This is a genomic window from Blautia sp. MSK20_18 (genome assembly GCF_020553125.1).
GTDB lineage: Bacteria > Bacillota > Clostridia > Lachnospirales > Lachnospiraceae > Blautia_A > Blautia_A fusiformis.
Genome location: NZ_JAJCGR010000001.1, coordinates 75,160 through 88,399 on the forward strand (window position 1 = coordinate 75,160; position 13,240 = coordinate 88,399).

12 protein-coding genes are annotated in these 13,240 nt (G+C 44.9%); 10 read left to right on the forward strand and 2 right to left on the reverse strand.

What is annotated here, in order from left to right; translation table 11 throughout:
* Positions 1–9: 9 nt before the first annotated feature.
* The 3 genes from LI091_RS00345 to LI091_RS00355 all read left to right on the forward strand — a co-directional run bounded on the left by LI091_RS00345 (position 10) and on the right by LI091_RS00355 (position 3,092).
* Positions 10–921, forward strand: coding sequence for an ABC transporter permease (locus LI091_RS00345; protein WP_118608071.1), 912 nt, complete (start codon positions 10–12; stop codon positions 919–921).
* Positions 922–924: 3 nt separating this feature from the next.
* The gene (locus LI091_RS00350; protein ID WP_015525247.1) at positions 925–1,713 is read left to right on the forward strand and encodes an ABC transporter ATP-binding protein; all 789 of its coding nucleotides are present in this window, start codon (positions 925–927) and stop codon (positions 1,711–1,713) included.
* 218 nt (positions 1,714–1,931) lie between these two features.
* Positions 1,932–3,092: a pyridoxal phosphate-dependent aminotransferase gene (locus LI091_RS00355; RefSeq protein ID WP_015525246.1), complete on the forward strand. Its 1,161-nt coding sequence runs from the start codon at positions 1,932–1,934 to the stop codon at positions 3,090–3,092.
* 75 nt (positions 3,093–3,167) lie between these two features.
* Here LI091_RS00355 and LI091_RS00360 read toward each other — a convergent pair whose 3' ends face one another.
* Entirely contained in the window at positions 3,168–4,442 is a 1,275-nt protein-coding gene (locus LI091_RS00360) for a tRNA(Met) cytidine acetate ligase (protein WP_022427105.1), read from the reverse strand.
* A 428-nt stretch (positions 4,443–4,870) separates the two neighbouring features.
* On the opposite strand from LI091_RS00360, the gene pta reads away from it, so the two are divergent.
* The 7 genes from pta to LI091_RS00395 all read left to right on the forward strand — a co-directional run bounded on the left by pta (position 4,871) and on the right by LI091_RS00395 (position 12,272).
* Positions 4,871–5,878 (forward strand): phosphate acetyltransferase, encoded by a 1,008-nt coding sequence (pta, locus tag LI091_RS00365; protein WP_015525244.1) that lies wholly within the window; start codon positions 4,871–4,873, stop codon positions 5,876–5,878.
* Between the two features lie 27 nt (positions 5,879–5,905).
* Positions 5,906–7,096, forward strand: coding sequence for an acetate/propionate family kinase (locus LI091_RS00370; protein ID WP_021652542.1), 1,191 nt, complete (start codon positions 5,906–5,908; stop codon positions 7,094–7,096).
* Between the two features lie 251 nt (positions 7,097–7,347).
* Entirely contained in the window at positions 7,348–7,875 is a 528-nt protein-coding gene (locus LI091_RS00375; protein ID WP_015525242.1) for a YceD family protein, read from the forward strand.
* 3 nt (positions 7,876–7,878) lie between these two features.
* Complete coding sequence (gene rpmF, locus LI091_RS00380; RefSeq protein WP_015525241.1) at positions 7,879–8,061, forward strand: 50S ribosomal protein L32; 183 nt, start codon at positions 7,879–7,881, stop codon at positions 8,059–8,061.
* Positions 8,062–8,157: 96 nt separating this feature from the next.
* Complete coding sequence (locus LI091_RS00385; RefSeq protein ID WP_021652545.1) at positions 8,158–9,525, forward strand: MATE family efflux transporter; 1,368 nt, start codon at positions 8,158–8,160, stop codon at positions 9,523–9,525.
* 163 nt (positions 9,526–9,688) lie between these two features.
* Positions 9,689–10,363, forward strand: coding sequence for a hypothetical protein (locus LI091_RS00390; RefSeq protein ID WP_015525237.1), 675 nt, complete (start codon positions 9,689–9,691; stop codon positions 10,361–10,363).
* A gap of 40 nt (positions 10,364–10,403) precedes the next feature.
* A complete protein-coding gene (locus LI091_RS00395) occupies positions 10,404–12,272 on the forward strand; it encodes a sensor histidine kinase (protein ID WP_265190659.1) in 1,869 nt (622 codons plus the stop codon).
* Here LI091_RS00395 and LI091_RS00400 read toward each other — a convergent pair.
* Positions 12,211–12,939, reverse strand: a complete 729-nt coding sequence (locus LI091_RS00400) for a LytR/AlgR family response regulator transcription factor (protein WP_022427038.1) — start codon at positions 12,937–12,939, stop codon at positions 12,211–12,213. The two genes, LI091_RS00395 and LI091_RS00400, sit on opposite strands and share 62 nt — an antisense overlap.
* Between the last annotated feature and the right edge of the window lie 301 nt (positions 12,940–13,240).

The window sequence follows — 13,240 nt, forward strand, 5'->3', positions numbered from 1 at the left end:
ATTGCAACTATGCTCTCCCTCGGGGAGACTGCCCTGAAGCTTGGACTGATCTGTTCTCTGACAGTTCTTGCTTTGTTCCTTAGTTATTCCATGCTGAATGTCTGCGACCTTTCTACAGATGGCTGCTTTACCTTCGGGGCCGCTGTAGGAGCCGTAGTTGCTGTAAGCGGACATCCGTTTCTGTCCATTGCGGCAGCCATGGCAGCAGGTGTTACATCAGGATTTGTAACGGCTATCCTGCAGACGAAGCTGGGGGTAGACAGCCTGCTTGCAGGTATTATTGTAAATACTGCATTATATTCCGTAAATATCGCGGTCATGGGAGGGTCATCCCTGATCAATATGAATCGGACGACCACAGTATTTACCATGATGAAGGATGCGCTTGCAGGTACAGCGTTAAAAGGTAGGGAAGATATCCTCATTGCAGCTATCGCAGTGATCCTCGTGATCGTATTTCTGGTATTCTTTCTGAAAACAAGACTTGGTCTTGCGATCCGGGCAACCGGAAATAATTCTGATATGGTAAAATCTTCCTCCATCAATCCGGTCTTTACAACGGTCATCGGCCTTTGCGTGGCAAATGCATTTACCGCACTTTCCGGATGTCTTCTGTCTCAGTCACAGAAATCCGTAGATATCAACATCGGTCAGGGTATGGTCACCATCGCACTGGCATCCTTGCTGATCGGAGGTACTCTTCTCGGACATGGAGGAATTTTTGCGAGAGCGGTGGGAATGGTGCTTGGTTCCTTTATCTTCCGCCTTGTGTATACCATCGCACTTCGGTTCAATATGCCGGCATTTATGCTGAAGCTGGTATCCTCTGTGATCGTTGTTCTTGCAATTTCCGGTCCGTATCTTAAGAAACAGTGGCCGCAGATCCGAAGAAGAATGACTCATACAAAAGGAGGAAGATGATTCATGCTGAAAATCAGCCATATTTCAAAAACATTTAATCCGGGAACCGTAAACGAAAAAAAGGCGATCACAGATCTTTCCCTGGAACTGAAAAAAGGCGACTTTGCTACGATCATCGGTTCCAATGGTGCAGGAAAATCAACACTTTTTAATGCGATCTGCGGTGATTTTCTTACAGATGCCGGTTCGATCGAGCTGGATGGCAGGGATATCACATTTATGCCGCAGCATGCACGCGCAAAAGAGATCGGACGTCTTTATCAGGATCCGATGCGTGGTACTGCACCGGGAATGACGATCGAAGAGAATCTTGCACTTGCAGCCGGCAAGGGTGGGTGGCTTTCCCGCACGACCCGGCAGGAAAAAGAACGTTTTCGTGAGGAATTAAAGAAGTTGGACATTGGGCTGGAAGAGCGGATGAGCCATCCGGTAGGTCTTCTTTCCGGTGGACAGAGACAAGCGCTGACGCTTTTGATGGCAACCATGAATCCGCCGAAATTACTTCTTCTGGACGAGCATACTGCAGCCCTTGATCCGGGAACTGCTGAGAAAGTCCTTAATCTCACCAGACGGATCGTGGAAGAAAATCAGCTGACCTGTCTGATGATCACACACAATATGCAGTCAGCAATTGATCTTGGTAACCGTATCCTGATGATGGACTCCGGCAATATCGTGCTGGATATCGGAGGGGAAGAGAAGAAGGATATGACCGTGGATGGCCTTCTTGAGAAATTTAAAACGGGAGTGGGCAAGGCTTTGGATAATGACCGTATTCTTTTGTCTGAATAAACGGAATAAATAATGAAGAACCGTTACCGATCATGTGTAAAGTGGAAAATGAATAGCCGCTTTACACAGGTGATGGTTCTTTTTTTATGAAAATTCTTGAGTATGTTACGTTACCGTGATAAAATAAATGAAATCACTTTGTGATTTCATTTATGAGCAAGTAGCGAAGCGGATTGCGAATATCCGTTTGATTTTATTATGGAAGAGGGACGAATGACATGCAGTTTTCAAAAAGACTGGACCGATTTGGAGATGAAATTTTTGCTGCTCTGAACAACCGGCGTATGGAGCTGGAAGCACAGGGCATGAAGATCTATAACATGAGTGTGGGAACTCCGGATTTCAAGACTCCGGAATATATCAAGAAAGCTGTAGCGGAAGCAGCTATGGATGACAACAACTGGAAATACAGTCTCCGTGATCTGCCGGAGCTTCTGGATGCAGTCTGTATTTATTATAAGAAACGTTTTGATGTGGAACTGACACCGGACATGGTAATGACTGTTTATGGAAGCCAGGAAGGAATGGGGCATCTTGGCATGGCGCTTTGTGATGAGGGAGATACAGTACTTCTTCCGGATCCGTGCTATCCCGTATTTGCAGCAGGAAGTCTGATGGCAGGAGCAGTTCCTTACTATTATCCGCTGGTTGCAGAGCATGATTTTCTTCCCTATGTAAAGGGAATTCCGGAAGAAATAGCGAATAAGGCTAAATATATGGTAGTATCCCTGCCGTCCAACCCGGTAGGAAGCATTGCCACTCCGGGACTTTACGAAGAAATCGTGGAATTTGCGAAAAAATATGATATTCTGATCATTCATGATAATGCGTACAGCGATATTATTTTTGACGGGGCATTTGGAGGAAGTTTTTTGGCCACTCCGGGAGCGAAAGATATTGGCGTGGAATTTTTCAGTCTTTCCAAATCCTTCAATGTTACAGGCGCAAGACTTAGCTTTCTGGTAGGCCGGCCGGATGTGATCGCAGCGCTCCGCAAATTGAGAAGCCAGATCGACTTCGGCATGTTCCTGCCGCTTCAGAAAGCAGCTATTGCAGCACTTCAGGGACCGCTGGACAGCGTAAAAGAACAGTGTCAGAAGTACCAGGAGAGAAGAGATGCTCTCTGCCAGGGACTTCGTGATATCGGATGGGAACTTCCAAATGGAAAAGGCACCATGTTTGTCTGGGCGAAGATCCCGGGTGGCCGCACCGACAGCATGGCATTCTGTATGGAACTGATGGAAAAGGCCGGCGTCATCGTGACTCCGGGAGCAAGCTTTGGTCCCCACGGAGAGGGCTACGTACGTTTCGCCCTGGTACTTCCGCCGGAGAAGATCCGGGAAGCAGTGGAAGCGATCCGAAAAAGCGGATTAAACTGAATAACTGAAAGTTGTTCAAAATCCGATCTCAAGCCATGAAAAGATTACTTATCAGCGTTCAAGCCGCTGTGGAGCTTAAATGATCCGCAGCGGCTTTTTCATCTCGTGGATGAAAGGCTGACCTGTTTTGTGGCAGAGAAGCATTTCGTAAAGATTGGAAGCCGCACAGGTTTCATTAAAAAGTCGAAGCGCAGTTTCATCGAGGATCGCAGATGCATCGGCGGCTTTGGTGATCAGCGGGATCGAGGAGTTTTTCTTGATCTGGCTGAGAAGCGGAGCGCTGTTTTTTTGAAAGCCAAGTACCCGGGCATAGGGAATGTGTCCGGGTGCTGTTGTTTTTTGGTCAAGAAAGATCCGGACAAGGCTGCGGCAGATAGCAGAACGGGTAATATCCCGTGTTTTCAAAAGATCCGCAAACTGGGAAAAACCTTCATATTGATTTCGGGATTTCAGGATACGCCGGATCAGTGCATCCGAAAGCTCCGGATACATTTTTAAAGTTTCTTCGGATTCCAGAAGCAGTTTGTAATGCAGAGGAAGATCCAGTGCTGAGTCAGAAAGCCATGCTCCTTTTTTGAGAGAATCCAGGAATCCCGGAAGGGAAGCAGAAGGGATCAACCGGGAAAGATCAGCAGACTGCACAGTTCCTTCGGATTTTTTCATAAGGCTCCGGATGCCGGAAGCAGAGGGAAATTCTTCGTCGGAAAGAAGAGAAAAATCCGTATCATGATAACCACATCCCTTTCTTAAAAGTGCATGAGGAAGGATACGGCTGTTAAGACGGAGAAGCGCTTTGCAGTATTCGATTCCCAGGATGTTATTGGGAGAAGAAAGAATGAGTTCAATATGTTCTGATGAAACGCCGAATGTGTTATGCACGGAAGTGGCTTTTTCTCGCATGTAACGGATCAAAGCACTGCTTCTTGCAGCAGGAAAACTCATTCCGGTACGAAGATTCTGCTGAAGGAGTTTGCGGTATTCAAACGGTTCCTTTATAAGAATCTGTGCAATATTCATAAGAGTCTCTGTATCTCCGCATTCACTTCCGAAACATAGCTCATCTACAACACCAAGCCCGTCAAGAAGGCTTACGCCACCTGCGGCAAATCCTTCCGCACTGGCCGTTGCTGTCTGTACCGGCATTTCCAGGATCAGATCGGCGCTTCCGAGAAGAGCCATCTCAGCCCGGAGATGTTTTTCCATAAGGGCAGGAGCCCCTCTTTGGACAAAATCCCCGCTCATGGCGATCACAATATAATCGGCACCAAGGATCTCCCGGGCATAGCGGATCTGGTATTCGTGACCTTTGTGAAATGGGTTATATTCTGCAATGATTCCAACAACTTTCATATAAAAAAGTACCTGCCGTTTCTGAAAATTCAAATCTTGAAATAAGTTCTTATATTATAATAATGGTGCTATTTTAACATAAGCAATGTAAAAAGTTAAGCGGCATTCGAAATCTGTTTTGCTGCCATAAACCCGAATGCTGCTGTCCGCTCTGGGCCCAGCAACACCCTTTGTGAGATACAGAAATCACGCAAATTTATAATTATGCGCCGAAATCCTCGGGCCATCTGTGATCTTTATCCACAAAAAACACATCGCAGAACATTGTCGGTAAACAGTAACAATTGCACTTCAAAAAATACGCAGTATAGCCATTTTCTGACAATGAAACGCTTGAAAAGAAAAGGGTAAGGGGGTATAATAAACATAGTGTAGTGCCCGAACAGACACTAGCGTTTTTGTTACATCAAGAAAGGAGCCATTTAATCATGGGATTTGTTGAACTGCTTAAAAAAAGAGCAAAAGAAAGCGTAAAAACAATTGTACTGCCAGAGACAGAGGATATGAGAACTCTTGAGGCAACTGACAAGATTCTGAAAGAGGGAGTTGCAAAGATCATCCTCATCGGTAATGAGGAAGAGATCAACAAGAAAGCTGCAGAGGGCGGCTTTGATATTTCCGGTGCACAGATCGTAGATCCGGAGAAATCTGACAGAACTCAGGCATATATTGATAAATTTGTAGAGCTGAGAGCAAAGAAGGGAATGACACCTGAGAAAGCGAAAGAGATCCTTCATACTCAGTACCCATACTATGGCGTAATGATGGTTAAGATGGGGGATGCAGACGGTATGGTATCCGGTGCATGCCATTCTACAGCAGATACACTTCGTCCATGCCTTCAGATCCTGAAGACAAAACCGGGAACCAAGCTTGTATCCGCATTCTTCCTGATCGTTGTTCCGGATTGCGAGTATGGTGCAAACGGTGCATTCGTATTTGCTGATTCCGGTCTGAACCAGAACCCGACTCCGGATGAGCTTTCTGCGATCGCAGCATCTTCTGCTGAGTCCTTTAAGCTTCTTGTTCAGGAGGAGCCGATCGTAGCTATGCTTTCCCACTCCACTAAGGGAAGTGCAAAGCATCCTGACGTAGATAAAGTCGTAGAGGCTACAAGAATTGCCAAAGAGGAGCATCCGGAGCTTAAACTTGACGGAGAGTTCCAGCTTGATGCAGCTATCGTTCCAAGCGTAGGCGCATCCAAAGCACCGGGAAGCGAAGTAGCAGGTAAAGCTAACGTACTGGTATTCCCTGACCTTGATGCAGGTAACATCGGATACAAGCTTGCTCAGCGTCTTGGTAAAGCAGAAGCATACGGACCTGTTACACAGGGTATCGCAAAACCTGTAAACGACCTGTCTCGCGGATGCTCTGCAGATGATATCGTAGGTGTTGTAGCGATCACAGCAGTACAGTGCCAGGCAGAGGATAAATAATTATTAAAAGATCAGGAGAGTTAAATCATGAACGTATTAGTTATCAACTGTGGAAGTTCTTCATTAAAATATCAGTTAATCGATTCTGAGACAGAGAATGTACTTGCAAAGGGTCTCTGCGAGAGAATCGGTATTGACGGAAGACTGGTATATCAGAAAGCCGGATGTGACAAAGAGATCACAGAGGCAGCTATGCCAACACATAAAGAAGCAATCCAGATGGTACTGGATGCTCTTACAAACGATAAAACAGGTGCGATCGGAAGCCTTAAAGAGGTTAATGCGATTGGACATCGTGTCGTACACGGAGGCGAGAAATTTGCTTCTTCTGCAGTGATCACAGACGAGATGATCAAAGCAGTAGAAGAGTGCAATGACCTTGCACCGCTCCACAACCCGGCTAACCTCATTGGTATCCGTGTATGTGCAGAGCTTATGCCAGGCGTACCACAGGTAGGCGTATTTGATACCGCTTTCCATCAGACAATGCCTGCTAAAGCATATCTCTATGGACTTCCGCTTGACTTCTACAAGAAATATAAAGTAAGAAGATACGGTTTCCACGGAACATCCCACAGCTTCGTATCCAAGAGAGCTGTTGATTTCCTTGGCCTTGACAAAGACAACTCCAAAGTTATCGTCTGCCACCTTGGAAACGGATCTTCCATCAGCGCAGTTGTAAATGGCAAATGTGTAGATACAACAATGGGTCTTACACCACTTGAAGGTGTTGTTATGGGAACTCGTTCCGGTAACATCGATCCGGCTATCATGGAGTTCATTGCTAAGAAAGAGAACCTGGACATTGAGGGCGTTATGAATGTACTCAACAAGAAATCTGGTCTTCTCGGACTTTCCGGCGGACTTTCCAGCGACTTCCGTGACCTCAACGAGGCAGCTGAAGGCGGAAACGAGGATGCAGCTAATGCCATCGACGTTCTCTGCTATAGCATCGCTAAATTCGTAGGCGGATATGTTGCAGCAATGAATGGTGTTGACGCGATCGTCTTCACAGCAGGTATCGGTGAGAATGCGATCCCGGTACGTGAGAAGGTTGTCAGCTATCTCGGATACCTTGGCGTAACACTTGACAAAGATGCTAACGGACATCGTGGCGAGGAAATCGTGATCTCCACACCGGACTCCAAGGTTAAGGTTGCAGTTATCCCGACAAACGAGGAGCTTGCAATCTGCCGTGAGACTGTAGCACTGGTATAATCAGCTGTTTCAGTACCGGTACAGAACCGTTCGGGCATGATCGGTAATCAGGCAGAATTATATATTACTGTGGATCAGCAGTATACATTCGGGGGGCGGACAATTAAAGGTCCACCCCCGTAATTTACCCCGAATTTCTGATTAAGCCAACAGTAACAAAAAATTAAAAAAATGTAATATTTTCCCGAAAATAACGTTGACAAATCACAAGACCATATGTATAATGGATTGAGTGTGGATAGGAGAGACTTATGCAGATTCATTTATTAGACATTTCTTCCTGTGATGGCAAGACGATCCAGGAATCAGTTGCTCCTGAACTGGAGAAGATTGATTTTCAGATGGGAAGTTTTCCGGTACTTGCGAAGGAACCGGTAGAGCTTACGATCACCAATACCGGTGATAAGGTTCTTGAGCTTACAGGAACTGGTAAGATCACAGTGGGCATTCCATGTGACCGCTGTCTTGAGACAGTAGCCGTCGAGATACCGCTGGAATTTAAGAAGAAGCTCGATATGAAGCTTTCTGATGAAGAGCGTGTCAATGATCTGGATGAAAGCAGCTATCTCACAGGTATGAACCTGGATGTGGACCGGTTGGTCTATCTTGAGGTATTGATATGCTGGCCTTTAAAGGTCTTATGTAAAGAAGACTGTAAAGGTATCTGCAGCCGCTGCGGGAAGAACCTGAACGAAGGTCCCTGCGGATGCAAGGAGGAGCCTAAGGATCCCCGCATGGCAGCTATCAGTGATATATTCAGTAAATTTAAGGAGGTGTAACCTATGTCCATTTGTCCTAAGAACAAATCTTCCAAAGCTAGACGTGACAAGAGAAGAGCGAACTGGAAAATGAGCGCTATGAACCTTGTTAAATGTAGCAAATGTGGAGCACTTATGATGCCACACAGAGTTTGCAAAGCTTGCGGAAGCTACAATAAGAAGGAAATCATCAAAGTTGAGGACTAATTTTAATTAGACAGTCAATATATGATGCGAAAAGAGTCTGGTATGCTGAGATAAGTATACCGGCTTTTTTTATACTCTGGGGGGAAATAAAAAAATATGAAACAGAACAAGAATCAGAAAAATACCGCCGTGAACCAGATCACAGAGGGTGTGATCTGGAAGCAGCTTCTGATATTCTTTTTTCCGATCTTGTTTGGAACTCTGTTCCAGCAGATCTACAATACTGCCGATACAGTTGTAGTAGGCCGCTTTGTGGGAAAAGAAGCATTGGCAGCAGTAGGAGGCTCATCCAGTATGATCGTGAATCTCATCGTAGGTTTTTTTGTAGGTTTATGTTCCGGTGCGTCTGTAGTGATTTCTCAGTTTTACGGAGCGAAAGACCACAAAAACCTTAAAAAAGCACTTCACACATCCATGATCTTCTGCCTGGCTGCCAGTATTATTGTGGGAACAGCAGGTTTTATCCTGGCTGAGCCGATCCTTCACCTGATGAAAACACCGGCAGAAGTAATTCCCGATTCTGTGCTGTACCTGCATATCTATTTTGCGGGAACATTTTTCAATCTGGTCTACAACATGGTATCCAGTATCCTAAGAGCGGTAGGAGATTCCAAAAGACCGCTCTATGTGCTGATCATTACCTGTTTGTTGAATATTTTGCTGGATGTTGTATTTGTAGTGATCTTCCATATGGGAGTCCTCGGTGTTGCACTTGCAACAGTCAGCTGCCAGGCAGTCAGTGCCATCCTTGTAACCTGGTTCCTGATGCGCGCAGAGGATATTTATCGTCTGGAATTTCATGAGATCCGTTTTGATCTCCGGTCTTTGGGGGCAGTTCTCAGGATTGGACTTCCGGCAGGACTGGAATCGGTGATGTATAATATTGCCAATCTCACCATTCAGATTTTTGTCAATGAACTGGGGACTGACACAGTGGCAGCCTGGGGAACTATGGGAAAGATTGATGCGGTGTTCTGGATGGTATGCAATGCTTTTGCCATCTCAATTACCACCTTTGTGGGACAGAATTATGGTGCCGGAAAATACCACCGCATGCGAAAAAGTGTCCGCGTCTGTATGGTGATGGCATACATTTCGGCGTTTATTGTAAGCGGAGCACTTATTCTGTTCGCAAATCCGATCTACCATTTGTTTACAACCGATCAGGTGGTTGTAGACATTGGGGTGCATATGATCCGTTTCCTGATTCCGTCCTATGCTATTTATGTTGTGATCGGAATTCTTTCCGGAGCGCTGCGTGGTGCCGGAAGAGTACTGGTTCCTATGATCCTGACCTGTGGAGGGGTCTGTCTTTTACGTATCATCTGGTTGTTTGCCTTTGTAAGATCTCATCCGGGGATCGACAGTATCATGCTCAGTTATCCGGTGTCCTGGATAATTACTGCGGTACTGTTTGTCATCTATTATTTTCGGCGATTTCCAGGTATGCAGAAAAAGAAATAACGATATATGAAAAGGTGCTGATTCTGTGTAATAGCAGTGATCAGCACCTTTGTTTTGTTCGAAAGATGTCGATTTATTACGTATAGATTTGATTGCCTGAAAGCTGAAAAAGAGGTATTCTGGATGCAGATAGATGAAACATATGTAATGGGGATGACCAGATATGTATAATCTGCAAAAAACAATACGATATGGTTTTTGGTTGATACTTGAAGTTATTGCGCTGTGTGTCGGTATGATTTATAACGCGAGAACTGTACGGGCTGAACCTGAAGTGCAGCAGCCGGCCAGAAAGGTAACAGAAGTTGTTACTGAAAAATGGACTGTGATCAGTGGAAAACGTCTGGATCTGATCCTGAAATATATGGGAGATATAAATTTTGAAAAAGAAGGAATCAGTCTTCGTATCCCTGCTTCTGTGGCACAAAGTTGGAAGGTAGCAGAGAATGGTACAATACAGGCACTGGTACAAAAGGTTTCCAATCATTCATATGAAATAAAGATCTATAAAGGCACTCAGAAGATCACGGATATTCCGGGGAGCCGGATCATGATACCGGTAAAAGCGATGTTTCCCAACGGAGGTCCGGAAACTATGGAAATTACGGATTCCAGAGGAAGAAAACTAAAGACATTCCTGGATAAAAAGCAGGATCTTCTGATCGTTGACACGGACGAGACAGGAATCTTCTGCGTAAGAGGTCGGAAAATAGATGATATAGAAGAGAATCCTTTTGCAGTGGCAGTCCTGACGACAGCAACAATGATAACAGTGCTGATCGTAGGAATCCGAAGCAGATCCGGAAAGCGAGGTGACAGTCATAAAGGAGAAAAGTAGGCAATGGACCCTGATCTTTGGACTTACTGTGGTGTTATCTATGACTGCTTTTTTTATGATGTATCTCATAAATAATGAATATACAGCGAAAGGCGAGCAGCCCATTCAGGGAATCCTTTGTCTGGATGATAAAGATGCGGCGGCAAAGCTACATTATCTTGCCAGGGAATGGCAATATTTTCCGGGAAAGCTGCTTACACCTGAGATGCTGAAAAAGGATCCAGGATATTACAGTTGTTATATTTCGATCGGAGAACGTAATGAAATGGAACTGGGGAATAAAGAGGCTTCTACGTATGGATGTGGGACATACCGGATGTTTCTGATCCTGCCCGAAGAGGAAAAAATCTGGGCGATATCTATGGCGGAGGTTTTTTCCGCATACCGAATCTATATCAATGGAGAACTGGCCGGGGAAGTGGGGGATCCTGACGAAAAAACCTATATGGACCGGATCATGAACCGTGTTTTTACGTTTCAGGGATCCGGGGTTGTGGAGATTGTCATAGCAGTAGCAGACAAAAGCCATATCAGACCCGGAATCCAGGCTATTCCGGTTTTGGGATCTCCGGTTCGTGTAAGCATACAGAGAGGACTGCGGGTACTCGGAAGCGGCTGTGCCATTGCGTTCTGTATCTGTATCATGTTTGGGACTCTTATGGTACATGTCAGAACCAGGACAAAAGAATTTGCTATTTTTAATCTGGTCTGTCTCTGTGTGGCAGGATATTCGTTATGCTCCCTGGTACATAATTCTTTTCTTCTTCCCACAAAGCCCTGGTATGCCCTGGAAACTATGATCTATTATCTGATCCTTTCCTGCATGATCCGGCTTGAGGATTGTATTATAGGAAAAAAAAGGGGCATATATCTGTTTCTTTTGATCGATCTCTGGATCGTAGTAGCTTTCTTTCTGGAGATTTTTGCGGATATACTTCCTTCAGCCAGGCTTCTTTATGATGTTGTCTGGATCAGTGAGGCAGTCAAATGGGTGGCAGCGATCTATATGCTGCTCAATACTTTTGGAGAAACAGATTGCAGATATGGAAAGATCGTTTTGGTGGGAACAACGATTTATGCCTGTTCCCTTGTGGCAGATCGGATAGGGTATCTTTATGAGCCGATTTTGGGAGGAGGTTTCCCGGAGACAGGTGGGCTGATACTGACAGCTGCGTTTGGCTGTGTTCTGTGGAGAGACCTGTCAGAAGCATATAAGATCAGTCTGACTTATGAGGTATATAGTCATCAGACTGAACTTCGTCTCCTTGCCCAGAAAAATCATTACGACCGATTAAAAGAACAGATGGAAGAAACCAGCCGTGTCCGTCATGATATGCGTCAGCACCTTCGTGTTCTGTCTGCATTACTGGAACGTGAGCAGTATGGAGAAATGCAGAAATACCTTTGCCGGTATACCCGTGAATTCCAGGAACGTTTGACCTATCATTCTTACTGTAAAAATCAGGTTGCCGATGCGATCTTACATTATTATGAAGAACTATGCAGAAAAAACGGGATCGTTTTTCAGTGTCAGGTAGAGGCACCGGAAAAAACAGGGATCCAGGATACAGATTTTTGTCGTCTCTTTGGAAATCTTCTGGAAAATGCCATAGAAGCGGCACAGCTTTGTCCGAAAGGCAGTTCCAGATTTGTCCGTGTACAGATACGTACCAGAAATAATAAACTTCTTATAAAAGAAGAAAACAGCTGCACAGATCCCTTACGCAGAAATAAAACAGGATTTTTTTCAGGTAAGCATTCCGGACAGGGGATCGGAACTGCGTCGATCATGGAAATTGCGGCACGTTATGGAGGGTTTGCGGATTTTCAGTCTGAAAATGGCATTTTTAAAGCTGAGATATTTCTTCATCTGACGCAAAGAGATACTGAAGATAGGCTTTACGGATAGCAGAAGAGCCACGTTTCCGGATCTGGACGACCTCCCCGTTGTCCAGAAGAAAGCCTTCTTCAGAAGCTTCCTGTATACGGTCCATATTGACGACACAGCCACGGTAACAGGAGAGAAAATTGGGACAGTCCCGGATCTGCTCCTCAAATTTGTGAAAGGTAAGATAAGACCGGACCGGACCGGCGTCGGTATGAAGGCACACTGCATTTCGGAATGTATCTGCATATAAAATACTGCGCAGAGGGACCCGGATGGGAACCCGGTCAGAAACGACTTCAATGTAACGGGATGCCAGTAAATGCCTGGATTGAAAGGAATCCAGAATGGAACAGAGTTTTTCTGGCTGAAATGGTTTCAGAAGATAATAGGAGGCTCCTACATCATAGCTTTCCACAGCGAAATCACTGCTGGTAGTGACAAAAACAAGGATGCAGTTATCGGACTGTCTTCGGATCCTGCGCGCAGCTTCCATACCTGTCATTCCGTCCATATAAATATCCAGGAACAGGATCTGAAATTTTCCGGGCTGATAATCTTCAAAAAATTCTTCTGCGCTGGAAAAATGACAGATTTCTGCCCGGATCTGTTTTTTCTCAAAATAGGAAACAGCGATATTCTTCAGGGTTTCTGCATCCGTTGAGATGTCATCAATAATTGCAATATTCAAAATAATATAACCTCCGGTTTATAAAAGAGTAGTAAAAATAGTATATCATAACTTTTATGTATATCCAATATCGGATTTTGGCCTGAAATGACGTATTGTGTAGAAAATTATCAGGGATAAACGTGCTTTTAGCAGATATTTAAAATAAAAATGTCATATTTCATGGAAACTGTCATTTTGTCACAGGTCTGTTGTCATTTCCTGCTATTTTTTTTACAATAGCGTCAAAAGATACGAAAGGCGGTGGATATACGAAAAATAATGGCAGCAGCTGGCGACACCAGAAACTGTTGACCAAGAT